The sequence below is a fragment of the Halohasta litchfieldiae genome, from assembly GCF_002788215.1.
Classification (GTDB): Archaea; Halobacteriota; Halobacteria; order Halobacteriales; family Haloferacaceae; genus Halohasta; species Halohasta litchfieldiae.
Genome location: NZ_CP024845.1, coordinates 3074104 through 3098420, shown reverse-complemented (window position 1 = coordinate 3098420; position 24317 = coordinate 3074104). Strand labels below are relative to the sequence as shown.

Annotated in this window: 31 protein-coding genes; 6 read left to right on the top strand and 25 right to left on the bottom strand. The window is 61.8% G+C overall.

The genetic code is table 11. The annotated features are described in order from the left end of the window. Window positions 1–12: 12 nt before the first annotated feature. Window positions 13–669: an L-threonylcarbamoyladenylate synthase gene (locus HALTADL_RS15725; RefSeq protein ID WP_089671374.1), complete on the top strand. Its 657-nt coding sequence runs from the start codon at window positions 13–15 to the stop codon at window positions 667–669. A 17-nt stretch (window positions 670–686) separates the two neighbouring features. Here HALTADL_RS15725 and HALTADL_RS15720 read toward each other — a convergent pair whose 3' ends face one another. Continuing rightward, window positions 687–2072 (bottom strand): phosphohexomutase domain-containing protein, encoded by a 1386-nt coding sequence (locus tag HALTADL_RS15720; protein ID WP_089671375.1) that lies wholly within the window; start codon window positions 2070–2072, stop codon window positions 687–689. A gap of 94 nt (window positions 2073–2166) precedes the next feature. On the opposite strand from HALTADL_RS15720, the gene HALTADL_RS15715 reads away from it, so the two are divergent. Further along, a complete protein-coding gene (locus tag HALTADL_RS15715; RefSeq protein WP_089671457.1) occupies window positions 2167–2451 on the top strand; it encodes an acylphosphatase in 285 nt (94 codons plus the stop codon). 546 nt (window positions 2452–2997) lie between these two features. Here HALTADL_RS15715 and HALTADL_RS15710 read toward each other — a convergent pair. From HALTADL_RS15710 to HALTADL_RS15680, 7 genes are all read right to left on the bottom strand, one after another. After that, on the bottom strand, window positions 2998–3813 hold the full coding sequence (locus HALTADL_RS15710) for a nitrilase-related carbon-nitrogen hydrolase (RefSeq protein ID WP_089671376.1): 816 nt from the start codon (window positions 3811–3813) through the stop codon (window positions 2998–3000). Between the two features lie 2 nt (window positions 3814–3815). After that, on the bottom strand, window positions 3816–4244 hold the full coding sequence (locus tag HALTADL_RS15705; RefSeq protein WP_089671377.1) for a CoxG family protein: 429 nt from the start codon (window positions 4242–4244) through the stop codon (window positions 3816–3818). 65 nt (window positions 4245–4309) lie between these two features. Continuing rightward, the gene (locus tag HALTADL_RS15700) at window positions 4310–4534 is read right to left on the bottom strand and encodes a DUF7123 family protein (RefSeq protein WP_089671458.1); all 225 of its coding nucleotides are present in this window, start codon (window positions 4532–4534) and stop codon (window positions 4310–4312) included. Between the two features lie 60 nt (window positions 4535–4594). Continuing rightward, window positions 4595–4777: a DUF7525 family protein gene (locus tag HALTADL_RS15695; RefSeq protein WP_089671378.1), complete on the bottom strand. Its 183-nt coding sequence runs from the start codon at window positions 4775–4777 to the stop codon at window positions 4595–4597. A 42-nt stretch (window positions 4778–4819) separates the two neighbouring features. Beyond that, window positions 4820–5851 carry a phosphate signaling complex PhoU family protein gene (locus HALTADL_RS15690; RefSeq protein WP_089671379.1) on the bottom strand — a complete coding sequence of 344 codons (1032 nt, stop codon included), beginning with the start codon at window positions 5849–5851 and terminating at the stop codon, window positions 4820–4822. A gap of 121 nt (window positions 5852–5972) precedes the next feature. Further along, window positions 5973–7043, bottom strand: coding sequence for an ATP-NAD kinase family protein (locus tag HALTADL_RS15685; RefSeq protein WP_089671380.1), 1071 nt, complete (start codon window positions 7041–7043; stop codon window positions 5973–5975). Between the two features lie 104 nt (window positions 7044–7147). Then, window positions 7148–7411, bottom strand: a complete 264-nt coding sequence (locus tag HALTADL_RS15680; protein ID WP_089671381.1) for a hypothetical protein — start codon at window positions 7409–7411, stop codon at window positions 7148–7150. 139 nt (window positions 7412–7550) lie between these two features. Here HALTADL_RS15680 and HALTADL_RS15675 point away from each other — a divergent pair, with 139 nt between their 5' ends. Together HALTADL_RS15675 and HALTADL_RS15670 are read left to right on the top strand one after the other, a co-directional pair. Then, window positions 7551–8360 carry an inositol monophosphatase family protein gene (locus HALTADL_RS15675; RefSeq protein ID WP_089671382.1) on the top strand — a complete coding sequence of 270 codons (810 nt, stop codon included), beginning with the start codon at window positions 7551–7553 and terminating at the stop codon, window positions 8358–8360. 100 nt (window positions 8361–8460) lie between these two features. After that, a complete protein-coding gene (locus HALTADL_RS15670) occupies window positions 8461–9612 on the top strand; it encodes a DUF63 family protein (protein ID WP_089671383.1) in 1152 nt (383 codons plus the stop codon). Between the two features lie 14 nt (window positions 9613–9626). On the opposite strand, the gene HALTADL_RS15665 is transcribed toward HALTADL_RS15670, so the two are convergent. From HALTADL_RS15665 to coaBC, 16 genes are all read right to left on the bottom strand, one after another. After that, window positions 9627–10046, bottom strand: a complete 420-nt coding sequence (locus HALTADL_RS15665; protein ID WP_089671384.1) for a universal stress protein — start codon at window positions 10044–10046, stop codon at window positions 9627–9629. Between the two features lie 87 nt (window positions 10047–10133). Continuing rightward, window positions 10134–10334 carry a dodecin gene (locus tag HALTADL_RS15660; protein ID WP_089671385.1) on the bottom strand — a complete coding sequence of 67 codons (201 nt, stop codon included), beginning with the start codon at window positions 10332–10334 and terminating at the stop codon, window positions 10134–10136. An 83-nt stretch (window positions 10335–10417) separates the two neighbouring features. Next, entirely contained in the window at window positions 10418–10771 is a 354-nt protein-coding gene (locus HALTADL_RS15655; RefSeq protein ID WP_089671386.1) for a DUF7116 family protein, read from the bottom strand. A gap of 70 nt (window positions 10772–10841) precedes the next feature. Further along, complete coding sequence (locus HALTADL_RS15650; protein ID WP_089671387.1) at window positions 10842–11087, bottom strand: DUF5816 domain-containing protein; 246 nt, start codon at window positions 11085–11087, stop codon at window positions 10842–10844. Window positions 11088–11124: 37 nt separating this feature from the next. Beyond that, window positions 11125–11490, bottom strand: coding sequence for a HesB/IscA family protein (locus tag HALTADL_RS15645; protein WP_089671388.1), 366 nt, complete (start codon window positions 11488–11490; stop codon window positions 11125–11127). 101 nt (window positions 11491–11591) lie between these two features. Then, window positions 11592–12860, bottom strand: a complete 1269-nt coding sequence (gene hisD, locus HALTADL_RS15640) for a histidinol dehydrogenase (protein ID WP_089671389.1) — start codon at window positions 12858–12860, stop codon at window positions 11592–11594. A gap of 64 nt (window positions 12861–12924) precedes the next feature. After that, the gene (locus tag HALTADL_RS15635; protein WP_089671390.1) at window positions 12925–14742 is read right to left on the bottom strand and encodes a Na(+)/H(+) antiporter subunit D; all 1818 of its coding nucleotides are present in this window, start codon (window positions 14740–14742) and stop codon (window positions 12925–12927) included. After that, complete coding sequence (locus HALTADL_RS15630; protein ID WP_089671391.1) at window positions 14742–16460, bottom strand: cation:proton antiporter; 1719 nt, start codon at window positions 16458–16460, stop codon at window positions 14742–14744. The genes HALTADL_RS15635 and HALTADL_RS15630 overlap by 1 nt, the downstream gene beginning before the upstream one ends. Further along, window positions 16457–18001 carry a monovalent cation/H+ antiporter subunit D family protein gene (locus HALTADL_RS15625; RefSeq protein WP_089671392.1) on the bottom strand — a complete coding sequence of 515 codons (1545 nt, stop codon included), beginning with the start codon at window positions 17999–18001 and terminating at the stop codon, window positions 16457–16459. Before HALTADL_RS15625 ends, HALTADL_RS15630 begins: the two co-directional genes overlap by 4 nt. After that, the gene (locus HALTADL_RS15620; RefSeq protein ID WP_089671459.1) at window positions 17994–18386 is read right to left on the bottom strand and encodes a cation:proton antiporter subunit C; all 393 of its coding nucleotides are present in this window, start codon (window positions 18384–18386) and stop codon (window positions 17994–17996) included. The genes HALTADL_RS15625 and HALTADL_RS15620 overlap by 8 nt, the downstream gene beginning before the upstream one ends. Window positions 18387–18402: 16 nt before the next feature. Beyond that, complete coding sequence (locus tag HALTADL_RS15615) at window positions 18403–19035, bottom strand: MnhB domain-containing protein (RefSeq protein ID WP_089671393.1); 633 nt, start codon at window positions 19033–19035, stop codon at window positions 18403–18405. Further along, window positions 19032–19616, bottom strand: coding sequence for a DUF4040 domain-containing protein (locus tag HALTADL_RS15610; RefSeq protein WP_089671394.1), 585 nt, complete (start codon window positions 19614–19616; stop codon window positions 19032–19034). Before HALTADL_RS15610 ends, HALTADL_RS15615 begins: the two co-directional genes overlap by 4 nt. Further along, on the bottom strand, window positions 19613–19933 hold the full coding sequence (gene mnhG / locus HALTADL_RS15605) for a monovalent cation/H(+) antiporter subunit G (protein ID WP_089671395.1): 321 nt from the start codon (window positions 19931–19933) through the stop codon (window positions 19613–19615). The genes HALTADL_RS15610 and mnhG overlap by 4 nt, the downstream gene beginning before the upstream one ends. Next, the gene (locus tag HALTADL_RS15600; protein WP_089671396.1) at window positions 19930–20235 is read right to left on the bottom strand and encodes a cation:proton antiporter; all 306 of its coding nucleotides are present in this window, start codon (window positions 20233–20235) and stop codon (window positions 19930–19932) included. The genes mnhG and HALTADL_RS15600 overlap by 4 nt, the downstream gene beginning before the upstream one ends. Further along, on the bottom strand, window positions 20232–21347 hold the full coding sequence (locus HALTADL_RS15595) for a monovalent cation/H+ antiporter subunit E (protein ID WP_089671397.1): 1116 nt from the start codon (window positions 21345–21347) through the stop codon (window positions 20232–20234). Before HALTADL_RS15595 ends, HALTADL_RS15600 begins: the two co-directional genes overlap by 4 nt. Window positions 21348–21544: 197 nt before the next feature. Beyond that, entirely contained in the window at window positions 21545–22729 is a 1185-nt protein-coding gene (gene coaBC / locus HALTADL_RS15590; RefSeq protein WP_089671398.1) for a bifunctional phosphopantothenoylcysteine decarboxylase/phosphopantothenate--cysteine ligase CoaBC, read from the bottom strand. A 167-nt stretch (window positions 22730–22896) separates the two neighbouring features. On the opposite strand from coaBC, the gene HALTADL_RS15585 reads away from it, so the two are divergent. Both HALTADL_RS15585 and HALTADL_RS17905 read left to right on the top strand, forming a co-directional pair. Next, entirely contained in the window at window positions 22897–23298 is a 402-nt protein-coding gene (locus tag HALTADL_RS15585; protein ID WP_100190901.1) for a type II toxin-antitoxin system death-on-curing family toxin, read from the top strand. Between the two features lie 30 nt (window positions 23299–23328). Further along, window positions 23329–23499 carry a hypothetical protein gene (locus HALTADL_RS17905; RefSeq protein WP_177171903.1) on the top strand — a complete coding sequence of 57 codons (171 nt, stop codon included), beginning with the start codon at window positions 23329–23331 and terminating at the stop codon, window positions 23497–23499. Between the two features lie 3 nt (window positions 23500–23502). Here HALTADL_RS17905 and HALTADL_RS15580 read toward each other — a convergent pair whose 3' ends face one another. Further along, complete coding sequence (locus HALTADL_RS15580) at window positions 23503–24306, bottom strand: FAD-binding protein (protein ID WP_089671399.1); 804 nt, start codon at window positions 24304–24306, stop codon at window positions 23503–23505. Between the last annotated feature and the right edge of the window lie 11 nt (window positions 24307–24317).

The window sequence follows — 24317 nt, the reverse complement described above, 5'->3', positions numbered from 1 at the left end:
AGTTGGGAGACAATGGAGGACAACCTGCTGGAGTCGACGCCGGAGGGGATCGAAACCGCCGCCGACAGCATCCGCGAGGGCGGCGTCATCGTCACCCCGAGCGACACCAACCTCGCACTGACGCTCGATCCGTGGGACGAGGCGGCCATCGAACGCGCATTCCGGATCAAAAACCGCGAGCCAGTCGACCCCCTGACGCTGTTCATCCGTGACCCCGACGACTGGACCCGGTGGGGAACAACCGACCGCCGAGACGAGATGGACGCACTCGTCGAAGCGTTTTGGCCCGGTCCGCTCAATCTCATCGTCGAGAAAACCGAAGCCGTCCCTGAACGCGTGGTTGCTGGCGGCGACACCGTCTCGCTGGCCTGTCTCAGTAACCCGACGTGGCGCACACTCTCGAAAGCAGTCGACCAACCGCTCTGTATGACCTCGGCAAATCTCACCGGGCAGGCCGACGACCAACTTGTCGACCTCGATCTCGCAACCGAGCAGGTCGGTGATCGAGTCGACTACATTCTCAAAGGCTCTGCTCAGGCAACGACCCAATCGAGTACGATTGTCGACCTCAGTGGTCCAGAGCCGACTATTCTTCGCCACGGCGATATCACAGTCGAGGACCTAAACGCGGTGGTCGATGTCTTTTCATCGCCCGACGAGACGCCGTAGGGAGTATCTAACTACTGTTAGGCGTCGACTTCTGTTTCTATTACCCCTGTTGCCGCCTCAACGACCGCGTCGACATCGTCGCTTTCGGCGTAGAGCCGAATGTAGGGCTCGGTTCCGGAGGGTCGAACCAGCAGCCACGAGTCATCGACGAAGGTGAGCCGAACGCCGTGATCCAGCGAGACCGTCGCATCCGGAAACTGTTCGGAGAGGCTGTTTTCGAGCCGAGCCATCGCATCCGGCTTGATTTCGTCAGGACAGTCGACGCTCACCTTGCGATAGGGACGTTCGGTAATCGGCTCACGAAGCGAGGCTAGTCCCTGCTTGGCGACCAGCCGCGAGATGACCGCCGCGCTGGCGACGCCGTCGATCCAGCCACCCAGCTGGGGATGAATATGTTTCCACGGCTCGGCGGCGAAGACGACCGGTTTGTCGTCTGCTTCGGCGGCGGCGATTCCCTCGTGGAGGCCACCCAGTTGGACCCGGTCGACGCGACCACCGGCAGCAGTCACCTGCTCATCGATCCGCCCCGAGGCGTTCGGTGTCGTGATGACGACCGGCGTCGGGGCTTCGTCGCCATGTTCGTCGACATACTGTCGCGTGTAGTGATCTGCGAGAATCGCGAGGACCGTGTCCTCGTGGACGATTTCGCCGTCTTCGTCGACGATCACGATTCGATCACCGTCACCGTCGTGGGCGATGCCGAACTCGAACTCGCCGTCGGCCACCAGCGTTCGGAACTCCGAGAGCGTCTCGGGGGTTGGCTTGCTCGGCCGGGCCGGGAAATGGCCGTCGACGGTCGCGTTCACGCCGATAGCGGTCGCACCGAGTTCACGGAGCACCGCCGGTGTCGCGTTCGACGCCACGCCGGTCCCACAGTCGACCGCGATCCGAACCCCCTCGCAGTCGGCTCCGTATCTGCGGCTGTAGTCGACGACGGCCTCTCGATACGTTGGCAAAAGGTCGCTTCGGACCGACGACTCCCACTGCTCCCAGTCGGCAGGTGGGCCGTCTTCGTCGACGTACTGTTCGATCCTCTGTTCTCGCTGGCTGTCGAACTCCGACCCGTCGACGAAACATTTGATCCCGTTGTCGGTCGGCGGATTGTGCGAGGCGGTGACCATGAGTCCGTGTCGACCTTGGGAGGCAAACGCCAGCGTCGGCGTTGGCACCGCACCGATCCGAACCGGTATCGCACCCGCCGAGGCGACACCGGCTTCGGCGGCCGCCGCCAGTGCGGGCCCACTGGTTCGGCCGTCCCGGCCGATAACGACCTCCGGCGACGTCTCGTTGGGTTTCGACTCGGTTGCGACCTGCCCGACGGCCTGCCCAACCGCCAGCGCGACCGCTGGCGTGACGCGGTCGACGACGCTCCCCCGGATGCCCGCTGTTCCAAACTGAACCATGTGGTACCGTTGGAACCCTGACGTTTGAAACCGCTGGTCGACCGGAAGCGACCGTGTGATGGCGTTTATTTGTCCGGCAGTCGAACCCAGTGATATGACGGATTCCGACCGCGTTCGTGCTCACGTCTTTGTTAGTGGCCGCGTACAGGGCGTCTACTACCGAGCCAGCACGCGCGAGGCTGCCCGCGAGGAGGGCGTCGACGGCTGGGTGACAAACCGCTCGGATGGTCGCGTCGAGGCCGTCTTCGAAGGCAATCAGGATAGCGTCGACAGGATGGTCGACTGGTGTCACACCGGGAGTCCGGCCGCCAACGTCGAGGATGTCGAGGTCACGATGGAATCGCCGGAAGCCGAAGACGGCTTCGAGGTTCGGTGGTAACAGGGAATCTCCGAGTAACACTGAGAAGGGCCGGAGGTGGAATGAAGGAGTGGGGTGAAGAGAAGACGGCGTCACCTCCGAACGCGCGTCCTCTCGGACTGGATGTAGTACCAAGCTGAGGTGGCAACTGCGGGAATCAGGATGGTGGCATTGATGTATGGCGTGGATTGATTCGTGACCTCACCTCCGTTGGCAACTTATCCAGTTGTAAGAGCTAACAGTACATATACTTCAGGTTATAAGCTGTAGTGGGGTGCATTAAACAATATATATGCTCAATACGTGTCCGTTCGTCCATAGAAGGCTGCGTCGACTGCCAGCAGTCGACCGGCGCGGCAGTAGCTCACAAGCATACTGAACGAGAAACGAGCCAAGGTGGCCCCCGACTCCTCGGCTCGTTGTCGGGTCCGACCAGACCCGAACTGAAGCGACTGGGATGGGCGCGGCAGCGTTCTTGCCGACGGCGACGAGAAAAGCGTCGATGCGTCGGCACCTCACCGTTGGTATCAGGCGTTGATAAATGCACCGTCCTCCGGCCCTCGAAACTCAGTCCCGGCGGTCACCGAGGGCGGGAAACCGCTCCCGAATCTCTTGGACTCGCTGGGGGTCGACTTCGACTGCGAGGCGTGTCGGCTCATCGCCCACGCTGGCCATCGTCGTCCCCCATGGATCGTAGACCGTCGACCGGCCACAGAGCGTCGAATCGGCCTCCGGGAACGTTCCGGACCCGTTAGTAGTCGCCACATAACAGAGGTTCTCGATGGCTCGGGCCCGCCCGAGCGTTTTCCAGTGTTCGACCCGCGGGTAGGGCCACGCGCTCGGCACGACGATCAATTCTACCCCGCGGTCGACCAGCCGCCGATACAGTTCGGGAAACCGCAGATCGTAGCAGGTCGTTATTCCTACTTTCAGTCCCTCGAAGTCGACAATATCGAGACGCTCGCCGGGCACCAACAGCTCCGATTCGGCCGACTCGTAGCCGAACAGGTGGTGTTTCCGGTAGACGCCGCGCTGGTCGCCGTCGCGGTCGAAAAAGACGGCCGTGTTCGCATATCCACTGTCGGCTGGCACGTCGTAGCCTGCTTCGGCACTGGCCGCAAGATCTTCGACCGTCGTTCCGGCGACCAGTCCCACGCTATTCTCGACGGCCAGTTCGGCGAGTCGGTCGAAAATCGGTTCATTGAGCCCTGCAGCGTGGGTTGGGTAGTCGTCAAACGCGAAAAAACCGACCACGAACTGTTCGGGGAGGACGACCAGATCCGCGCCATCGGCGGCGGCAGCCGCGACGGCCTCGGCGGCCCGCGAGAGATTTGCTTCGACCGCGCCGGGTTCGATCTGTAGCTGTGCGAGGGCGAGTTTCATGTTCAGTTGTCGGCAGCGATATCGGCCCGCAGGGCGTCTTCGAGGTTGTCAATTTCCGTATCGAGGTTTCGTTTGAAGAACTTCTCGACGCCCGGGAGCTTCCCGTCGACGACGAACTCGTTTGTGAGTCGACAGCCGGTGTCGGTGTCGGTGATCGTGTGTTCGCCGGTCACATTCATCCCTTTCGAGCGCCCGGAGAACTTGACGCGGTGGGGTGGCTCTCGAAGCACGTCTTCGGTTTTTACCGTGATCGTGGAGTTGATCAGTGGAATCGGCAGTTTGACCTGCCAGATCGCTCGGTTCTCCCCGCGGAGTTCATAGGAGTCGACGACGCTGATCGCGCCGGCTCGTTTTTCGGGATCGGCGATAAACTCCCAGACTCGCTCGCCGGGCACATCGAACTCGAAGCTCCGTGAGACACGGACTGTCATTGGTGAGGAGTCGAATGGCGTAGGTAAAAAGGGCGTGGAAGCGGCACCGAGACGCTGAGCGAGGGTTACTCGGGGGTGACGCGCCACGTCGTCGATTTGGCACGACTCCATTTCTCGATCTGAACGTCGTCGGATTTTTCGGCCAGCCGCGGAAGCCGTACACCGACCTGTTTCGAGGAGAGCCCGATGGCCTCGGCGATGGTCTTGGCCCGGAAATATCGCTCGCCTCGGGAGACGCTGTCGCGGAGATAGGCGACGATCCGTTGTTCCTCGTCGGTGTAGCTAGTCATTGCCATCCCATTGGGCTGTGAGCGGCTTAACAATTGCGTCCCACACCCCCGACACGTCTGCTACTCGTAGAGATGAATGACGACCACACAGAGACTGGCGGCGACCATCGCAGCCGCAAACGCCCACGCCTGCATGCGTTGTGTTGAGCCACCAACCATGAACAGCGCGCCCAGAACCGCGAGCACGCCGAAGGCCATCGATATCCCGATTGCTTTGTCGGAGTCGACTGATCCGGTTTCCATACAGAGTGCTTCGACGGTGCCTACTTAATATATTCGTCCCAGTTACCTGATTTCGACGTGTTCGGACTCCTCGTCGAGTGCGAGGTTGGCCGCGATTTCGGCGTTCCGGACAGCATACTCGGCGGTCTGCTGGAGACTGACGAGCACTTCGCGGACCCGAAGCAGCTCCGTGTTCGATAGTTCCGGAAGGTCGTCGAGGATCTCTTGTTCGCGATCGGCGATCTCTTGAAACAGGTACCGACATTTGATCGTCAGATCGTAATCCCGCTCGACGACCGCCCGGACTGCGAGCACGGTCAGCTCGTCGACCTGATCGGTGAACTCCCTGATTCGTCGCATCGTCGAACTGTCGACATCCAGCCCCTCGCTGTCGGCATCCATCACGATATCGGCGATATCCTCGGCTTTGTCCGCGGTGAGTTCGAGATTCTTCGCCACCGAGCGGTAGCCGATCAGTGGGAAGCTAGAGTCGAGACCGACCGCTCGACAGAGGTTGGGGTTCTGATGCGCAGTGAAGATGAGACGCAGGAGTAGCACGAAGATCTTGTTGGCCTGTCGCTCCCGGTTGAGCGCCCGCTGGGCGAGATCTTCGTTCCCGTGGGCCAGCGCTTTGATTCCCTCGCCGCGCATCGTACTCCCGGTGTTTTCCAGTCGCTCTAAGAGGTTGTCGAGGGTGAAATCCTCGGGGTCGACCGAACACCGAATCGCAATGGATTCGGGCGTTTCTTCGATCACACCGAGCCCCATCAGCTGGGTTTCGGCCTTATATACCGCGTTGATATGTTCGGATTCGAGCGCGCCGTCTTCCTTTTGAACGTGGATCACTCGTCGACCGAGGACGTACTGGGCGACGATGGCGCGTTCGAGCGCCCCGGCATCGAGGTTGTCGGCGTGGATGATCGCCTCGCTTTCCTCGGTGTTGGCTGACTCAGGGAGTACCGTGAGAGTCCCTTTGCCACCCATCCGAATCGAAACCTCGTCGCCCTTCTCGACGTTGTGTTCCTTGGCCCATTCGGCTGGCAACGTCATCGCCAGCGTCGAGGGTCCCAACCGCTGAACCTTCCGCGTTTCCATACCTCCTGTCGGCTTCGTATCTCCTTAATCTTGTCTATACTCTTGGTATGACTACAACACACATGCATATTTCTCGGAATATCGGTATGTGATTGTCTCCCACCAAAACGGGTGTCTCAGGCTACACAATTTTCATCATGCGGCGTTCGAACCGGCCGACGCGGACCTTCCGCCATCCTCTCAGTTCGTCGTCGAGTTCGGGATCATCGGTGTCGACGCGCAGCACCGAAAGTCCATCAAGCTTCGAGCGCGAGGCAACAATCTCCACGTCACAGCGGCGGATGACGGCGGGCGAGAGCTGTGGATTCCCCCGTCCGAAAACGAATCCCTGCCCACCAATCGGCGAGACGACGATGACGTTGTCTTCGCCCAAGGAGTCGAGGATTTCGGATTCGCTGGCATCCAACGCCACTACCTCCCCACCTCGCCAGACGTCGACGCCGATGGGCGACCCCTCGAAGCCGAGGGCCGCTTTGATCGCGCCCACGGTCGACCCCGGCCCAAGCACGTAGGTTCGATTGGGGTCGATGTTGTCGGCGATCCCCGCGGCCAGTGAGTCGACCGTGCCGCCGCCGAGCTGTTTCGAGGACTGAAGCTCGTCGGTGACCGGCACCCATGCAACCGCGCGCAGTTCGGGGTTGACTTCCCCCTCGCGGTAGTCGTCCTCGTCGATATCCATCACTTCGCGTCGCTCGGTGCGGTCGAAGCTGACGACGATGTCGGCGGCGTCCTCGGGCGAGACGGCGAACACCGAAGAATAGACTTTGACGCCCGCCGGAACGCCGAGCATCGGGATTTCGGTCCTACTGAGTGCCTCGGCAACGTCGGCCGCGGTACCGTCGCCACCGACGAACAGCACGAGGTCGACGGCTTCGCGTATACATGCTGCAACCGCGGCGCTCGTATCGTCGACCGTCGTTTCGTCGGTGTCGCGGTCGACAGCTGGGTTGTAAACAACCGTTGGCTCAAGGCCAGCCTCGCGAGCCAGTGAGTCGCCCAGTGGCTCACCGGCAGTCAGGAGTTCGGTGTCGGGCGCAAGCTCGGCCAGCCGGTCGAGTGCTCGGCGGGCGCGGTCGGGGGCTCGCGGCGTTGCACCGCGGTCGCGGGCTTCTCTCACCTTCCCGTCGGTGCCTTTGAGACCGACACGACCACCCATTCCGGCAATCGGATTGACGACGAGACCGATTCGCATAGCTATACACCGGTTTTGTGGAAAGAAAAACACCGCGACCGCACAGTGTCGTCCCACGACCCTCACTGCGACTGCACTGCAACCGCACCGTGACGTCAGCGATGCTACGTTCGGCCGCCGTCAGTCAGTGCGCGTCGACGGCGAAGGATGCTGGCAGCAAGAGTATCGATCTTTTCAGGTGCTGGTCGGTTACCCGCCTGAATCTCTCCCGTAAGCAGGTCTGCGAGCCGGCTTACGTCCGCTCCAGTTCCCTCCGCCGCGACCCGGCGGAACGTCGGTCTGTACATCGGTGCAACTCGGACTCCCTCTTGGTCGAGCGAGGCATCGGTGACACACTGGATCTGTTTGACGGCTTCTTCTGGCTGCATACACAGCTATACAGGAGATGGGTATAAGTATTTACTCCAATTCGGAACTGAGTAAATTATGGCAGATGTTGCAGGTTTATTGTCGGCTACCCACCACGTCGACCGACGGTTATAGGTCACATCGAGAGAGTGTAGGCATGTGACTGATACCGACGATACGCGGGCAGTCGTCGCCGAGCGTGCCGCAACCGCCGGAGCCGAACTCGCCTACGAGCAGTTCCGGACGGGGATTGCCTCCGAGACCAAGCGTTCAGCAACTGATCTCGTCACCGAGGCCGACCGCGCCGCCCAACGGCGCGTAATCGAGGTTATCGAGGAATCGTACCCCGACGATACCATCGTCGGCGAAGAGGAAGACGCGTTAAAAACGGTGCCCGACGAGGGCGCAGTCTGGATCATCGACCCAATCGACGGCACCAACAACTTCGTCGACGGGATTCGGATCTGGGGGACCGCCGTGGCGGCAGTTGTCGACGGCGAGCCGGTTGCGGCCGCAATCGTGCTTCCCGCCCTCGGCGACAGCTACACCGCTGACGAGTCGACCGCCTACCGGAACGGCACCGAGCTGAGCGTGAACGAGACCAGCGACCCGGAACTGTCGACGGTCGCGCCGATGCTCTGGTGGGATACCGACAGTCGGGACGCCTACGCCGCGGCGACCCGTGAGATCGTCACGCGGTTCGACGACCTCCGGCGGTTCGGTTCCGCACAGGCCACCCTCGCACTGGTCGCCGACGGCGCTATCGAGGGCGGGATCACGGATCTGCAGGCCCATCCGTGGGACAGCGTCGCTGGCGTCCATCTGGTTCGACTGGCCGGAGGGACCGTGACTGACGTCGACGGCGAGCGATGGCAACACGATTCGACGGGGATGGTGATCTCTAACGGCGAGGTTCACGAGGCGATGCAGGCGGCGACCAATGCGGTTGTCGACAGTACAGCCGAATAGCCTCGCCGACAGCGCTGGCCAGCAGCGTCGACTGACGGTCGGGCGACTGCAATACAGGAGACCGGAACCCTCAATTTACTGACCGCCCCACGGATACCCAATGGCTGCAGTCTCCGAGCGACTCGACACCTCATCAGAACGGCTCTGGATCGGTACGGGTAGCGTGGTCGCCCTTGTCCTCCTCGTCGGATCGCTGCTGTTTCGAGAACTCGTCTACGGTCGCTTCCTCTGGCAGTACTTCTGGGGCCCGGTCGTCGCCGACGGCAACGGGGCGAACTGTGCGATCCGCTCCGGCGGGACCGTCGACTTCGGCGGCAGTGCCAGTGCGTGTACCCAAGCCGAGACCGCCGGACATATCGTCGCTTACCCGGGCTACACGCTGGTTTCGGAGATTGGCTACATGCTCATGTTGCTGTTTACGCTGTTCGGCGTGATCCTCCTGCTTCGCAGGCTCGACATCGGGACCGACCGGCGGTTCTTCTACGCGCTGTTCCCGTTCATGCTGTTGGGCGGTGCCCTGCGGACCATCGAAGACGCGGGCATCTCGGCGATGCGGTTCGGTGCTGAACCACTGATTGACTTCCCGTGGAGCGCCGTAATCATCAGCCCGTTCATCTATTTCACGATGTTCGTCCTCACGCTGGTGGCCGTGCTGGTGGCCATTCGTCTGGAATCGAGTGGCTACGTCGACGACTACGCCTATCCGCTTGCCGGGATCGGGACCACGCTGCTGGTCGGTTCGCTCGGCTATCTGACGTATCTCGGCGCGACCACGGAATACGCGACGATCCATCCGCAGGTCTTGCTCGTGACGCTCGTCGGGGCGACCCTTTCGGCGTGGCTGACGTGGAAACTCATCGGCACCAGCTATCCGGAACTCAACGCCGGAACCGGCTTTATCGGCTTTGTCGTCATCTGGGCCCACGCGGTCGACGGGATGGCCAACGTCGTCGGCCTCAACTGGATGCCCGCACTCGGCGCAGGAGCGAATCTCATCCCGAAACATCCGGTCAACGCAGCTATCGTCGAGTACACGAGCCTGCTGCTCCCTGACTCGATTCTTGCGGTCACTGGTGATGCGTGGCCGTTCCTGCTGGTCAAACTGGTTGCCGCAACGTTCCTCGTGTGGATCTTCAACGATGAGCTGTTTGAGGAGAGTCCGCGGTATGCGATCCTGCTGCTCGTCGCAGTAGTTGCGGTCGGTCTCGGCCCCGGAACCCGCGACATGCTCCGGGCGACGTTCGGTGTTTAACTGGTAGACGGAGGCTACTCGTCAGTGCGGCCGTCGGCGTCGACCGTGATCACGGTGCAGTCGAGTTTCTCTCGGAGGTAGGCACCGATATCCGGATCAGAAAGCAGTTTCCGGACCATCCGTTTCCATTGGCTGGCCTGTCCGGAGCCAATGACGACGACATCGGCCTTTTCGGCCGCGATCTCTTCGAGAATCGTCTCCTCGACCAGAAACCCGCGCCGGACAACGTAGCGGGCCTGTTGGAGGTCGCCGAACTCACGTTCGACCGCTGTTTTGAGTTCGGTTCGACTGACGTGATTGGTGTCCTGATAGAGGTCGACGTGGAGTATTGACAACTCTGCCCCACGGTCGTTGCTGATACGGATCGCCTCGGCGAGTGTCGCCGTTGAGTGGGCCGAGAGCGGATACCGGACTGGAACCACGACAAGCGTCATCTGGCTTCGACTCGCCGTGCGGGAGCAAAGAGGCTATCGTTCCGTCCAGCGATTGATCCAACAGAAAAAACGAACCCGGCCGTGAGGCTACCCTTCGAGCTGGAAGGCGACTTCCACTTCCGCCTGATACTCTCGATCCTCGACGGTTGCGAGTTCGACGCCCAGCTCCTCGACTTCGATCCAGTGGACGTTGTCGAGGGTATCTTGGGCGCGGTCGATTGCGTCGTCGACTGCGCGATCAAAGCTCTCGGGACTCTTGCCGATCAGTGTTACCTTCTTATGTACCATTGCGGCAGTCCGTTCAACGCACACCCTCAAAAAGTACCCGACGCTGACAGTATCCAGAGAGTCGGCCCAACCGGCCGATGACGCTACGCTGGTGCCAGCGAACTGTCGGGGTGGACGACTTCGAACTCCGCGTCGTCGTCTTCTTCGATCCCAATGATTGCCCAGTCGTACGGCGGTTTTGTTGTCCGCAGATACTCACGTAACTCCCCTGTACACTGCATCCATGTGACGAAACACCGAAGCCGCAGCCCGGTTTCGGATTCATCTCCGAGTACGGGATCTGGCTGGGTGGCATCATCTGCACAGAGTGGTGTCACACGGACGCGACGCCACTTTCGTTCCGCGACGAACTCGCTACCCTCCTCGCTAATAGCGTAGCCGAGCCGTCGGAACACGGTCCTGGCCTCTTCAGTCGGTGGTATGGTAACAGGGGCCATCCACGTGAGCCTACGATAGCCTGTATGATAAACTTTGTCACACATGCCCTAGACTACCGTTAGCCGTCGACTACTCGTGGGCAGCGTCCCACTCTTCGGGTTTGCGGACGTTTGGACACTCGTTGCAGACGATCCGCCCCATCGTATCCATCGCGTTGTCGACGCTCTCACACGAACTACAGAAGTACCCCCACCGGTCGGTCGCAGCCTCGGTGGTATACACTGCATAAAATGGGCCTTCGGAGCCGCGTTCGGTATCCTCACGGTCGACGTAGACAGTGCCTTCCGACTCGACAGTCAGCGCTTCGAGATCCATGCCGGGAGAAAGAACAGCAAACGGTTTAGCTGTGGCCCTACGTCCGGAAACTCTCGCCACAGCCGCATTCGGAGACGACATTGGGGTTTTCGACGTGGAATCCCGCGGCCTGCAGGCCGTCTTCGTACTCGAGTCGACTGCCGCCGATATAGTCGAGACTTGCGGGGTCGACGAAGACACGAAGCCCGTGGTGGACCGTGATCGTGTCGTCGTCTTCCGGTTCGTCGTCGAACCGCATCCCGTAGGAGAGCCCCGCACAGCCGCCCTGCTGGACGAACAGCCGGAGCCCACCGATATCCCGATCCATTCCCTCGCTGTCCATCAACGCGAGCGCCTTCTCGGCGGCCAGTTCAGAGACCGCCACTGCGGATTCCGAACTGCCGTCGACGGTTCCCGTGCTCATACCATTGTCTTTCTCTCCAAGCTTGTTAACTGTGACGACGGGATGCAATCAGAACCGGTTCCGTGCCGAGAGCGTCGGCACTGGTAGTCGACGACTACTGACTACTCGAACCGCCGCCGGACGCTCTCGGCGTGGCCCTCCAGCCCCTCGGCTTCGGCGAGCGTGGTAATCGTCTCCGAGAGACCGCTCAAACTCTCCTCGTCGAGTCGCTGGACCGTCGTCGACCGGAGGAAGGCGTCGACCGAGAGCCCACCGAACCGCTTGGCCCCGCCGTTAGTCGGCAGTACGTGATTGGTACCGGACGCATAATCGCCTGCGGCGACCGGGGTATACGGACCCAAAAAGACACTGCCGGCCGAATCGATCCGGTCGAGCAGGGCCTCGTCGTCGTCAGCCTGAATCGAAAGGTGTTCGGCGGCATACTCCTCAGCAAAGAGGACTGCTTCGGACATCGACCGCGCCAGCAGGACGCCGCTGGCCTCGTTAGCCAGTGCCTTCTCGATGGTCTCGCTTCGCTCGCGGTCGTCGACCTGCTGGTTGAGTTCCTCGCCGATTGCCGCGGCAGTCCCCTCGTCAGCAGTCACCGCGACGACCGAGGAGTTGGGGTCGTGTTCGGCCTGTGCGATGAGGTCGCTGGCGACGAACTCCGGGTCGGCGGTCTCGTCACAGACCACGAGCAGTTCGCTCGGTCCGGCGAGGAAATCGATCTCGACATCGCCCCGAACGGCGGCCTTGGCTGCTGTGACCCACTTGTTTCCGGGACCGACGATCTTGTCGACCGCGTTCACGGTCTCAGTTCCGTAGGCAAGCGCGCCGACAGCCTGCGCGCCGCCGACCGCATAGATTCGATCCGCGCCGGCTTCGTGGGCCGCCGCGAGCGTCACGGGGTTCATCGGATCGGCAGGTGGTGTGGCGACCGCGATGTGGTCGACGCCTGCGATTTTCGCGGGGATGACACCCATCAGGACGCTGGATGGGTAGGCTGCGGTGCCGCCGGGGGCGTAGACGCCGACCCCTTCGAGCGGGCGGTAGCAACGGCCTAACTCCCGGCCGTCGAAATCCTCGCGCCAGTCGTCTGGGACCTGTCGCTCGTGGAACTCACGGATGTTGTCGGCTGCGGTCGAAATCGCATCGAGAATCTCGTCGTCGACCTCCTCGTGTGCTCGCTCGGCGAGATCAGTCACGTCAATGTTGCCGACCTCGACATCGTCGTGTTCGGCCGACAGCTGGCGGAGTGCAACATCGCCCTCAGTGCTAACGCGGTCGATGATCTCCTCGACATCCCCTCGGACGGCATCGATACCGGCGTCGCGTTCGAAAAATGCGACGCGCTCGTCCGGCGAGAGATCCGCAATAACTCGGTGGCTCATACGGAGCGTTGGATTGGCTGCTGAAAAACCGTTTCCATCGGTGAACGGCCACGGCGTCGACCGCTTAGACCAGCAGTAACACAGTGAGTGCGACTGCGACGAGCGCGGTCAGCACGAAGATGCTCCGCCCGATACCCGCCCGGAGCGGGATCGGGTTTTCTGGGCTACCCACTCCGAGCCGCTGTACGACAGCCTGTGGGTTCGACCCAGCCTGTTTCAGTCGGGCAATCGTTCGCATGACGACGCGGTCGACGCCCGCCCAGAGTTCGGTGACGCCCACAACCAGCCCGCGGCCACCGTAGAACATCGCGGGATTGTAGATCGCGTCGACATCGGGTACGCGACCCAGTTTCGACAACGGCTTTTTGACCAGCGCGAAGCCGATCAGTCCGAGGACGCCGAGGATCACACCCTCGATGATGTGAGGCACGGTGTAGGTCGTGTACACCTCGTCGACGACGGCCGGATCTGTAACGTCGAACGGCAGCAGTGCGAAAAGCGAGGCATCGGAGACGCCGTAGAAAACACAGAGTACCGCGACAGTTACCATCGCCATGGACTGCCCACGGTTGGCGTCCTCGACCTCCCACCCGGAGTCGCCGTGGAAGAAGGCGTAGTAGCCGAACTTGATGAACGACATGAACGTCCCGATCCCGCCGAGCAGCAACAGCCATTCGAGCGTGTGGAACTCCCCGATTGGAAGCGGCCCTTCCCCGAAGGTGTAGTGGGCTCCGTCAATGATGATTCCCTTGCTCACGAAGCCGTTGAAGTAGGGGAAGCCAGCAATCGAGAGAGCGGCCACCGTGAAGGAAGCCGCGGTAATCGGCATCTGTCGGGCCAGCCCACCGAGTTTCTTGAGATTCTCCTCGCCAGTGCGGTAGATGATGACGCCCGCCGTCATGAACAGCAGTCCCTTGTAGAGGATGTGGTTAAAGACGTGGGCAAAGGCCCCTGCTTGGGAGAGCGCGGTCCCGATACCGACCCCGGCGATCATGTAACCGACCTGCGACTGGATGTGGTAGGAGAGCAGTCGACGCATATCGTTCTGGAACAACGCGTAGGTCGCGCCGAAGATGGCCATCCCGCCACCCATGTAGGCGATAGCGAGACTTCCCTCCGGGAACGCTCGATACATGCCATACACGCCGGTCTTCGTGGTGAACACACAGAGGAAGACGCTGGCGGCGATATGCGGCCGCGGGTAGGTATCCGGTAACCACGTGTGGAGCCCGATAAAGCCGACATTAACGCCGATACCGATTGCCGCAAGCGCGGCCGGGAGTCCGGCTGTGATGCCAGCGATCTCCGGGCCGCCGGGCACGGAGGCAAACAGGAAGGTGCCTTTGTCGACGTAGGTCTGCAAGATTGCGGCCATCAGCAGCGTGCCGCCGATGCCGTGGAAGATCGCATACCGGTAGCCTGCTCGGATCGCTTTCCCCTTGTAATGCCAGACTAACAGCGTGCTGGTGACCGCCATCAGCTCCCAGAAGAAGAGGAGCGTCAGCCAGTCACCGGCGAAGACCGCGCCAAAGCTCGTCGCTACGTAGGACAGCGCGATGCCGGTCTGGGTCGACTCGGCCTCGCTGGCATACGAGTAGCCCACTGCGACGATGCCGATCAGCGCGAAGATGATCCCCATCAGCCGCGAGAACTCGTCGACGTTGAACAGCACGGCCTCAAAGCCGAGGAACTGCGTCTGGAGATAGGCTCCGGACGGGATGGTCCACACCCATGCGAGGGTCACCGCCGATGCGGCGACGCCGAGGGCGTGGCCAGCGCGTCGCGGGAGCAGTGCGACGAGGATGGCAACCGCCAACAGGACGACTCCCGGCGGCACCATCGTCAGCGCGCCCGCTGACGCGGTCGTCAGTACAGTCGTCATCAGATCATCACCCCCGGCAGATTACCGACAATCGTCTCGACGATCCGCAGGAAGACGATTGTGTGCGGAACGATCCCGAGCAGGAGCGAGAGCACTGCTGCGGTCAAGATTGGCCCCAGCATGAACCATGTACTCTCGCCGCCGCGCCAGTTGCTCTTGGCCCAGCCGCTCGCTGGCGGCCCGCCGTGGTGGTCTTCTCCTCCATGGCGCTCGTCGAGATGGTCGACGTGTTCTGGCTCTGTAATCTCGTCGCTCTCGTGGCTATCGCCACCGTCGGCCCGCATTGCCTCTCGTCCACCGAATGGGCCTTCGATGAGCGGTTTCTCGTCGTGGTCCTCGGGAGACTCAAAGAACGCCTGGTAGACGATGGGCCAAAAGTAGGCAATGTTGAGTATTCCCGAGGCCAACAGTACCGCCGCGAAGATCGCGTTGCCGCCATCTAACGCGCCAATGACGATATACCACTTGCTGACGAAGCCAGCTACGAGCGGAATCCCGGCCATCCCGGCGGCGGCCACCCCGAAGGCGACCATCGTCAGCGGCATCCGTCGACCGATCCCGGCCATATCGCTGATGTCGTCGGTATGGGTCTCCACGTGGATGATCCCTGCACAGAAGAACAGAGTGAGCTTCATGAACGCGTGGGCCGGGATGTGGAGCAGTCCACCGATGAGGGCATTGCCCTCCAGTAGCGCGAGTCCGAGGACGATGTAGGAAAGCTGGCTTATCGTCGAGTAGGCCAGCCTGCGTTTGAGGTTGTCCTGCCGCAGAGCGATGATGCTGGCGACCGTCAGGGTGATCGCTGCGATGACCGCAAGCGGGAACGCGATGCCGAGGTCGCCAAAGAGGTTCGAGCCGAGATTCGAGAGCGTCTCGGGACCGAATACGTCGAGGACGACGCGTGCAATGCCGAACACACCGCTTTTGACGACGGCGACCGCGTGGAGCAGCCCGGAGACCGGCGTCGGCGCGACCATCGCGCTCGGGAGCCACTGGTGGAGCGGCATCAGTCCGGCTTTGACACCGAAGCCGAGTGCGAGAACAATGAACGCCAGTGACGCGGCGGTCGGCTCGGCGTTAGCGAGCGCGGCAATCCCGCCCGGCGTGAAGTCGACCGTTGCACTCCCAGCGGGCCCGGCAATACTCGTGAGCCAGTAGACCATCACGGTCCCAGCGAGTACCAACACACCGCCACCGAAGAAGGTGTAGGCGAGGTATTTCCGGCCTGCGGCGCGGGCCTCTGGCGTCTCGTCGTGGGCGACCAGTGGGTAGGTCGCCACCGACAGTACCTCGTAGAAGATGAAGATCGTCAGCAAGTTACCCGAAAAGGCGATCCCGACCGCCGAGGCGACCGAGATGGCGAACGATGCGAAGTAGCGCGTCTGGTTGTCCTCGTCGAGCCCACGCATGTAGCCAATACTGTAGAAACTCGTGACGACCCACAGCAGGCTGGCGAGTGAGGCGAAGAGGACGCCGAGAGGGTCCGCACGAAGGACGAAGTCGACGTACGGCAGGATCGTCCCGAGATTGGTAACGTACACTTCTCCGGCGAGGACGCCGGGTACCATGCTGGCGACGATGCCGAACATCGAAACCGAGGCGAGGATCGTCCACGCCTCGCGGAGGTTCGGTCTGCGGCCCGACGCGAGGATAAGCGCGGCGGCAACGAACGATACGGCGACGGCAGCGAGTGGGCGAATAGCTGTGATTTCGTTCATGCGAAGAACCTCCCGAGGACGGGATCGAGCAGTATCTCAAACAGGTCGACCGACGCGAACAACACGACCGTGGAGACGGCGAGCACGACGACGACTGCCAGTCGCTCGGTGGCAACCGGACTGGCCGCCCGACCACCGTCGGCCACCGGCGAATCACTGAGTGCTGCGGTCTCAACGGTCTCGTTTTCGGCTGCTTCCGTCGGCTCTGCTTCGCGTGGCGCGTTGAAGTAGAGCTTCTCGATGATCTGGGCCACGTAGCCCAGCGTCAGCAGCGTGCTGACGAAGATGACAATCGCAACGCCCCATGATCCCTGTTCGATTGCGCCGAGGGCGATAAACCACTTGCCGAGCAGGCCAATCGATGGCGGAATCCCGACCAGCGCGAGACCGGTGACCGCCATCGCCCCGCCTGTCAGCGGTGCGCGCTTGGCGAGGCCAGCGTACTCCGCAATGGTGGTTGCACCATACGCGGTCGACAGAATCCCCGCGCCCATGAACAGCGTTGCCTTCATGAGACCGTGGCCGATGAGGTGGATCACCGCACCGAAGAGCGCGGTTTCGCTATTCAATCCGATGGCAACGACGATCATGCCGAACTGGGCAACCGAGGAGTAGGCGAACACGCGTTTGATCTCGGTTTGCATCGCTGCCAGCAGACTCCCGACGACGATACTGATAGAAGCGACGAGCACGACGGCGTCGGTGATCAACGGGTTGGCCACAAAGAAGTCGACCGTAAACACGTCGTAGGAGATCCGGATCAGTGCATACGCGGCGGTTGTCGAGACGAGCGCCGAAATGTAGGCGCTCACCGTATCCGGCGCGTAGGTGTAGGCGTCGGGCTGCCACGTGTGCAGCGGGAAGACGGCGATCTTCAACAGGAGACCGACGAGAATGAAGCCAAAGGACGCCTGAACGAGCGGATCGGTGTAGCTTCCGGCGAGCGTCGACTGGAGATCCAGCATGTTCAGCGTCCCCGTGGCGACGAGCATGTAGCCGACACCGATCAGGTAGAGCGACGCGCCCACAGTTCCCAGGAACAGGTATTTGAGTGCGCCGTAGGCGGCCATCCCGCTGTCGCCGCTGGCGACCAGCGCGTAGGTGATGAGGCCAACGATTTCCAAAAAGACGAACAGGTTGAACAGGTCGCCGGTGAGCGCCATCCCGAGTAGCCCACCCATCAGCAGGAGGAAGCCGCTGTAGAAGGCGTTGGTCTGTGGGCCGGTCGTCCGTCCGTAGATCAGGACCGCGACCGAGATGACACCGATCAGGAGGGTGATCAGCGCCGAGAGCCCATCGCCGACGAGTTCGATCCCGTATGGGCCGGGGTAGCCCGCCATCTCGTGGACCAACCGTTGGCCAGCCGCGGTGTCGGCGCTGTAAATATCCCAGGCAAACAGGCTCGACATCCCGGTTACCGCCAGCGAGCCAGCCAGTGCGATTGGCCAGCCGACGTTCTTGAACCGAAGTCCAAGCAGGAGCGGGAACACCGCAAGTGTGAGCGGAATCGTCACCAGCAGTGCGAGCAGGACGTCACTCATCGGCGATCACCTCCCGCAGCGCATCGGCACGGAGCGTCCCGTACTCCTTATAAAGGCGGATCGTCAGCGCGAGGCCGACGGCGGTCAGACTGATGCCGACGACAATCGCCGTCAGGACGATTACCTGCGGCAGCGGGCTGACGTAGGGACCGCCGCCATCGGTAATAATCGGTGCCTTCCCGCCGACCCGGTAGGCCGACGTAATGAAAAACAGGAAGATACCAGTCTGGAACATATTGAGGCCGATAATCTTCTTCACGAGGTTTTCGTTGGCGATGAGCATGTAGAGTCCAATCGTCGACAGCAGCACGAACAGCACGTAGGCGTGGCGAGTCGTCGCAAGCCCGACGAGATCGGTTGTCAGTAGCCCGGCGAAATCGGTCATCAGCGGTGTCGCAACATTAGTCATTGGTTTGGCCCTCCGTGCTGGCAGTGTCGCTACCGTCGCGGAGCTCGCTGGACGGTTCGAGATCGTCGACGCTCGGGGTATAGCCCGCCGCGAGGACGAAAAACAGCCCCATCATGATGCCCGAGACGATGAAGGCGATGCCGACGATTTCGACGGCCTCCATCCCGTATTTGACGAACTCGTACTCCTTGAGGCCGAGCGTCGACCCAAACACCGGGTAGTAGGCAGTGTATTCGAGGAAGTTCTCGCCGAGCAGTACCGGCCCGAAGCCAATGGCCGCAAACAGCAGTACACCGAGCGTGCCGAGGCCGACAACGGTGCTGTTGGCCAGCCACTCACGGGTCGACTCGATGCCGAAGGCGAAAGCGATCATCAGGACGACCGAGGCGATGATCGCTCCGCCCTGGAAGCCGCCACCGGGCGAGTCCGCACCGTGGAAGGTGATGAACAGCCCGTAGGTCATCACGAACGGAATAACGACTTTGACGGTCGTCATGATGACCTGACTTTCGGAGTACGCCGAACGTTGACGGGCGACGCCGTCTTGATCCAGTCGACCGTCCGTTCGCTCGTCCGTTCGCTCGTCCGTTCGCTCGTCAGGTCGACTGGATGAATCATCGCTCATGCGGTGAACACCTCCCGGCCGAGGACGAGCAGGCTTGCGACGCCTGCGGCGAAGACGACGATTGCCTCGCCGAAGGTATCGAATCCACGGTAGGCCGCCAACACTGAGGTGACGGCATTGTGGACTCCCGTTTCGTCGTAGGCGTTTGCGAGGTAGTAGCCCGTCACGTCCGGATTCGTCAGGATCGGCGAGTTCGGATCGCCGACTGCGGGGAACGCAGTCAGCGTCGACCCGACAACGAGCGCGAAGATCCCACAGACGGCGACCGCTGGCCAGTGAATCGACTCGAAGAGGTCGTCGGTCGGTGGTCGGGTCGTCTTGGCAATCGTTAACAGCAGGAACACGGTCGTTATGCCAGCCCCGATTGCGGCTTCGGTCAGCCCCACGTCGGGTGCGCGGTAGAAGGTGTAGACGACCGCCAGCCCGAGGCTGTAGGCCGCGAAGATGACAATCGACGCGAGGACATCCCGGAACAGCGCAGTCAGTACTGCGGTAATCAGTACGAAGACGAAAAGCGAGAGCTCTACCGGCGTAATGCCGACGCTTTGGATCACGGTCGACGGAGCGTCGAGACCAATCATCGGCGATCATCTCCCGTGGTCCACGGCTCGATACCCTCTTCGTACGCCGCACGCGCGATGGCGTGGGCCGCGGTCGGGTTCGTCACGAAAATGAATACGAGCAGGAGTACCGTCTTGACGGTCACCGGCTCCCAGCCGAACGTCAGCGCGACCGCGGCCAGCGCGAAGCCAGCGCCGAGGGTATCGGCCTGCGATGCTGTGTGGGCCCGCGAGAACACGTCCGGGAGCCGAATCACGCCCGTTGCCGAGACAAACGTGAAAAACAGCCCCAACGCAATCGCAACGACGATGAGGCCGATCCGAACTTGCTCGATCATATGACTCCCCCTCGCTCGACAGTGAACTTCGAGATTGCGATTGACATCATGAAATTAAGCAGCGCGTAGACGAGCGCGATATCCAGAAACCACGGCTCGCCCAGCGCCGCACCGAGCAGCGCAAGAATGACGACCGTGTTGGTTCCAAGGACGTTGACCGCAAGCACGCGGTCCTGGTTGGTCGGCCCCAAAATCGCACGGTAGAGCATCATCACTGCGAGGGTCACGAACAACGCGGTGGCGACGAGCAGGAGGTCACCGACACTGAACCCGGTGACGACGGCGGTGTCGACAAACATCATTGGTCGTTACCTCCCTGTGGCTCGTGGCCATCGCCCATCACGGCCGGGTCGACGGCGGTCGGCTCCTGAAGGACCTCGGTATCACCGCGCTCTCGCGGCGAGGGGAACCGGGCGGCCTCCCGGCCGTAGAAGACGAATCGGACCCAGCGTTCGAGCGCACCGTCGAACAGCCCTTCACGGGCGAACGGAACCAGCGAGTGGACGTACAGCTCTTGGTCGACGGCGGTCACCGTCAGCGTCCCCGGCGTCAGCGTAATGCTGTTTGCGAGGGTCGTCAGCGGGAACCCCGAGCCGACGAAAAAGCGCACTTTGGTCATTCGCGGGTCGATATCGAGCCGTGGATCGAGGATGACCCGGGCGACCACCAGATTCGAGACGATGATCTCGTAGAGCAGATAGGGGATATAAATCAGCCCGCGAACCATTCGTTTCGGTGACTCTCGCAGCGACGGATCTCGATAAAAACTCACGCTATCCAGCGTGATCGCAACGACACCGGCGGTTGCGATGCCGGTGACGAGATCGAACGTGCCGCTGAAGCCGCCGAGTACCTGATAAAACAGAAACGAGAGGCCGAACAGGGTCACGAACCGCGCCGTGTTCGGTCGACTCACCAGCCGCCCACGCTGTGTGGGTCGGTCGACGGGAGCTTCCTCGACGACGAGTTCGGTCTGTTCGAGTTCGAATTCGAGCGGTTGGAGCAGGGTCGTGTGGCCGACGAGCTGGTACTCCGGGTCGACGATGACTCGGGTCAGACCATTGTCCTCAGCGTACTCCGTCAGGAGCGCGGCGTAATCCTCGGGACTAAACAGGTACTCGTCGAGGCCGAGGAGGGTGGTTTCGACCGCCACCGTCTCGGGGTCGACGTCGGCCTCCTCACACTCGTAGCGCACCCAGATTTCGATCTGTTCGAGTAGCTCCTCGGCACGTGCGCTGTCGGCGTCGGTGCCCGGATCACCGGCTCGCCACGTCGCCAGAAAGACGAAGTGGACCGTCGACTCGCCGTCGGTGTCGGCGTTGAGGAGCCGTTGGACCGCGTAGTCGACTGTCTGCCGGAGCGTCGAGGAGCGCTTTACGGGGACAAGCAGCCGCTCGGCGTCGTTATCCGCCATCTGTCTCCCACCTCGGCTGCCGGTTGGGTTCTCTGAATATCATGGCGTCTCTTAATCCTACGAAACAACGGACGCCTCAAAACAATTTGTATCTCGGCTGCTGTGGCGGTTCTATCTTTATACTACCGCTCTTAATCGGCGCATTCTTGGGCTGAAATTCGGAACAGCGTGTCCCCACATACAGACCCCGAGAATTATTACGCGTCTGTCGACCCCGAGAGTCGTTCGGCGAGCTGTCGGGCAACCCGGTCGCCCAGCTGCTGTTTCGACCCTTCGACCGTCTCGCAGTCCGCCGGGCTCTCGGCTCCCGGACCGACCAGCAGTGCCCGTGTCTCCTCGCTGCCCATCACGCTGGCGTCGTTGGCGACGACGAACGCGAGGTCGACGCGATCACGGAGCGCGGCGGCTTGGTCGACCATCGCCTCCTCGTTGCCCGTGGTTTCGGCCTTGAACCCGACCATCATCAGGTTGGGGTGGGCCTGCCGGATCGAATCTAAGATCTTGGGCGTGGGTTCGAGGTCGAGCGTTCGCGGCTCGCCGGATCGGAGCTTGGTGTCGGCCTTTTTTACTGTGTAATCCGAAATCGCTGCCGCCGAGATCAGGGCGTCGGCGTCGGGTGCGGCTCCCTCGACTGCTGCCAGCATCTCGGCGGCGCTCTCGACGCTGACGGTGTTGGCATAATGGACCTCCGGGCCATCGTGAACGAGGGTCACCTCGGCACCACGAACGTGACACGCGCGAGCGATAGCTCGGCCAGTCGACCCCGAGGCCCGGTTCGTCAGGACCCGAATCGGATCGATTGCTTCGCTGGTCGCGCCGCTGGTAATGATGACGTGGTTGCCAGCGAGGCTCTGTTCGGTTGTCGCGCGTGCGACCCCGGTGACGATGGCCGCCTCAGTGGCGATTTTGGCCTTGCCTTCCTCGATTCTGGGGTCGACGAAGTCGACGCCCCACTCCTCGACACGAGCAATCGAATCCAGCACGCCGGGATGGTCGTACATCGGCTCGTGCATTGCAGGGGCGATGACGACCGGCACGCCGGCTCCGAGCGCGGTGGTCGCGGTGGTTGTCACGGGAGTATCGTCGACCGCGCCCGCGATTTTGCCGACGGTATTGGCGGTTGCGGGGGCGATCAGGAACACGTCGGCCCAGCCGTCGCGGCCACAGAGGTCGACGTGTTCGACTTGGCCCGTGATTTCGGTGACAACGTCGTGTTTGGTGGCGAACTCGACGGCCCACGGGTGGATGATGCCGCTGGCGCTGGGGCTCATCACGGCGCGAACCGATGCGCCCTGTCGACGGAGTTCGTGGGCGAGTTCGACGGTTGTGACCGCGGCGATGCTTCCCGTGACGCCCAGTGCGACATTTACCCCCTCAAGCATTCATCTCAGTTGACGGGCGGCGTATAAATAGTCGTTCGGGCTTCGGTGGCGTACCGCGGCGATACAGAACTGGTAGGGGTTATATTACATCGTCCAGTGGGGACTCCGGCTTGGTTACATCATCGGTCGAAGAAACGATTATCCAGTCGCGTGAGAAAGTCCAGTATGTGACTGAGAACATCGTCTATCCTTCTGTCGAAACGATCCTCGATCTCCACGAACAGATCGTTGCGGAAGGCGATGTGACAGAATCAGGAGTCCGATCAGAGAAACCGATTGAATCTGCGCTTCAGTACGTTTCGGAGGGGTTCTTTGGCGAACTCCCAGAAACGCTTCATGAAAAAGCGGTCCATCTGATGCGACTCCTCGTTGCGGATCATCCCTTCGTCGACGGCAATAAGCGAACAGCACTTCGAACGGTGGTCGTGTTTTATATGCTGAACGGCTATATGTTCGAGTACGGCGATGAGATTCGGGCATTACTCCATCGATTCGCCACCGATGAAGCCGCAGTCGACGTTGAGACAGCAGTTATCTACTTCCGTGCCTGTGCTCGCCGCAACCCATAAACCGACACAACGAGTAGGTTGAGACCACTAATGGCGTCCAGCACCGATTCCTCGACGGCGGTCGACGAAGAAGTCCGTCGGCTCTACGAGCGGTATCAGTCGGCCGACAGTGACAAAGAACGCCGCGAGATCGCCCTCGAAATGGGGCAACTGGATGGACGCCGTCACGCCGACATCTACGCGGCGCTTGAAGACGAGTAACTGTTATTTCTCCCAGTCGACCCGCCCTTTCTCGTCCTCAACAAGACTCGGATGGGTGCGCTGACGCTCCTCGTGGACTTCACTGAAGTACTCCTGCATGGCCGCCCGTGAAGCCGCCTGTCGGGCCTGCTGCTCGGCGGCATCGATCTCCTCGCAGCCCGGCGGGACCTCCCGACCACGATCAGTGAAATAGCCCTCGGGGACGACCCAGTCGTTATAAAAAGGCGTCTCGCTGTCGTGGATCAGCGTGATCGCGGCCTCCGCGCCGTTGCCCGCCGCGATGACCGCTTGGTGGTAGCGTTCGGCAGTCCGCCCCGCCGCGTAGATCCCTTTTATATTCGTTCGTCCGAGGCCGTCGTCCTCAATGTACTGCTTGCTCCCGGCATCGCGGCTGTCGACGCCGAGGTCGTCGAGATACGAAACGTCGCTCCACGAGGAAATCAGTACGCGCTCGGCGTGGATCTCGCGGCGCTCGGTTGCGTCGTCGACCGCCCCAACGGTGGCGACGAACCCCTCGTCGAGGCTCCCGAAGAGGCCATCCACCAAACCCTGCTGGTAGCCCGCGCCGTTGCGTGTCGCCTGCGCGTGGAGCATATCGGCGAACAGTCGAGGATTGACACCGGCCGGGAAGCCGGGGAAATTCTCCAGATGGGCATTCCGGCGGAGGATCGACTCGCCGTGGTCGACGACGAGCGTGGTGAGCCCTGCCCGTGCGGTGAACGTCGCCGCGGTGAGTCCGGCGACCCCGCCGCCGATAACGAGTAGTTCGTAGCTGTCACGGTCGCCGTCGGTTGCCGAATCGCTCATACGAGGCGTCG

What these genes read in the sequence shown, in the direction of transcription:
- HALTADL_RS15705 (WP_089671377.1), bottom strand. Translation starts at nt 4,244, where the DNA reads ATGACAGTCCGTGTCTCACGGAGCTTCGAGTTCGATGTGCCCGGCGAG.
- HALTADL_RS15650 (WP_089671387.1), bottom strand. Translation starts at nt 11,087, where the DNA reads ATGGATCTCGAAGCGCTGACTGTCGAGTCGGAAGGCACTGTCTACGTC.
- HALTADL_RS15615 (WP_089671393.1), bottom strand. Translation starts at nt 19,035, where the DNA reads ATGAGCGATGATTCATCCAGTCGACCTGACGAGCGAACGGACGAGCGA.
- HALTADL_RS15665 (WP_089671384.1), bottom strand. Translation starts at nt 10,046, where the DNA reads ATGACGCTTGTCGTGGTTCCAGTCCGGTATCCGCTCTCGGCCCACTCA.
- HALTADL_RS15700 (WP_089671458.1), bottom strand. Translation starts at nt 4,534, where the DNA reads ATGACTAGCTACACCGACGAGGAACAACGGATCGTCGCCTATCTCCGC.
- HALTADL_RS15620 (WP_089671459.1), bottom strand. Translation starts at nt 18,386, where the DNA reads ATGACCGATTTCGCCGGGCTACTGACAACCGATCTCGTCGGGCTTGCG.
- HALTADL_RS15725 (WP_089671374.1), top strand. Translation starts at nt 13, where the DNA reads ATGGAGGACAACCTGCTGGAGTCGACGCCGGAGGGGATCGAAACCGCC.
- HALTADL_RS15720 (WP_089671375.1), bottom strand. Translation starts at nt 2,072, where the DNA reads ATGGTTCAGTTTGGAACAGCGGGCATCCGGGGGAGCGTCGTCGACCGC.
- HALTADL_RS15630 (WP_089671391.1), bottom strand. Translation starts at nt 16,460, where the DNA reads ATGAACGAAATCACAGCTATTCGCCCACTCGCTGCCGTCGCCGTATCG.
- HALTADL_RS15635 (WP_089671390.1), bottom strand. Translation starts at nt 14,742, where the DNA reads ATGACGACTGTACTGACGACCGCGTCAGCGGGCGCGCTGACGATGGTG.
- HALTADL_RS15580 (WP_089671399.1), bottom strand. Translation starts at nt 24,306, where the DNA reads ATGAGCGATTCGGCAACCGACGGCGACCGTGACAGCTACGAACTACTC.
- HALTADL_RS15670 (WP_089671383.1), top strand. Translation starts at nt 8,461, where the DNA reads ATGGCTGCAGTCTCCGAGCGACTCGACACCTCATCAGAACGGCTCTGG.
- HALTADL_RS15595 (WP_089671397.1), bottom strand. Translation starts at nt 21,347, where the DNA reads ATGGCGGATAACGACGCCGAGCGGCTGCTTGTCCCCGTAAAGCGCTCC.
- HALTADL_RS15695 (WP_089671378.1), bottom strand. Translation starts at nt 4,777, where the DNA reads ATGGAAACCGGATCAGTCGACTCCGACAAAGCAATCGGGATATCGATG.
- coaBC (WP_089671398.1), bottom strand. Translation starts at nt 22,729, where the DNA reads ATGCTTGAGGGGGTAAATGTCGCACTGGGCGTCACGGGAAGCATCGCC.
- HALTADL_RS15690 (WP_089671379.1), bottom strand. Translation starts at nt 5,851, where the DNA reads ATGGAAACGCGGAAGGTTCAGCGGTTGGGACCCTCGACGCTGGCGATG.
- mnhG (WP_089671395.1), bottom strand. Translation starts at nt 19,933, where the DNA reads ATGATCGAGCAAGTTCGGATCGGCCTCATCGTCGTTGCGATTGCGTTG.
- HALTADL_RS15655 (WP_089671386.1), bottom strand. Translation starts at nt 10,771, where the DNA reads ATGGCCCCTGTTACCATACCACCGACTGAAGAGGCCAGGACCGTGTTC.
- HALTADL_RS15660 (WP_089671385.1), bottom strand. Translation starts at nt 10,334, where the DNA reads ATGGTACATAAGAAGGTAACACTGATCGGCAAGAGTCCCGAGAGCTTT.
- HALTADL_RS15715 (WP_089671457.1), top strand. Translation starts at nt 2,167, where the DNA reads ATGACGGATTCCGACCGCGTTCGTGCTCACGTCTTTGTTAGTGGCCGC.
- hisD (WP_089671389.1), bottom strand. Translation starts at nt 12,860, where the DNA reads ATGAGCCACCGAGTTATTGCGGATCTCTCGCCGGACGAGCGCGTCGCA.
- HALTADL_RS15600 (WP_089671396.1), bottom strand. Translation starts at nt 20,235, where the DNA reads ATGATGTTTGTCGACACCGCCGTCGTCACCGGGTTCAGTGTCGGTGAC.
- HALTADL_RS15610 (WP_089671394.1), bottom strand. Translation starts at nt 19,616, where the DNA reads ATGATTGGTCTCGACGCTCCGTCGACCGTGATCCAAAGCGTCGGCATT.
- HALTADL_RS15625 (WP_089671392.1), bottom strand. Translation starts at nt 18,001, where the DNA reads ATGAGTGACGTCCTGCTCGCACTGCTGGTGACGATTCCGCTCACACTT.
- HALTADL_RS17905 (WP_177171903.1), top strand. Translation starts at nt 23,329, where the DNA reads ATGGCGTCCAGCACCGATTCCTCGACGGCGGTCGACGAAGAAGTCCGT.
- HALTADL_RS15645 (WP_089671388.1), bottom strand. Translation starts at nt 11,490, where the DNA reads ATGAGCACGGGAACCGTCGACGGCAGTTCGGAATCCGCAGTGGCGGTC.
- HALTADL_RS15680 (WP_089671381.1), bottom strand. Translation starts at nt 7,411, where the DNA reads ATGCAGCCAGAAGAAGCCGTCAAACAGATCCAGTGTGTCACCGATGCC.
- HALTADL_RS15710 (WP_089671376.1), bottom strand. Translation starts at nt 3,813, where the DNA reads ATGAAACTCGCCCTCGCACAGCTACAGATCGAACCCGGCGCGGTCGAA.
- HALTADL_RS15685 (WP_089671380.1), bottom strand. Translation starts at nt 7,043, where the DNA reads ATGCGAATCGGTCTCGTCGTCAATCCGATTGCCGGAATGGGTGGTCGT.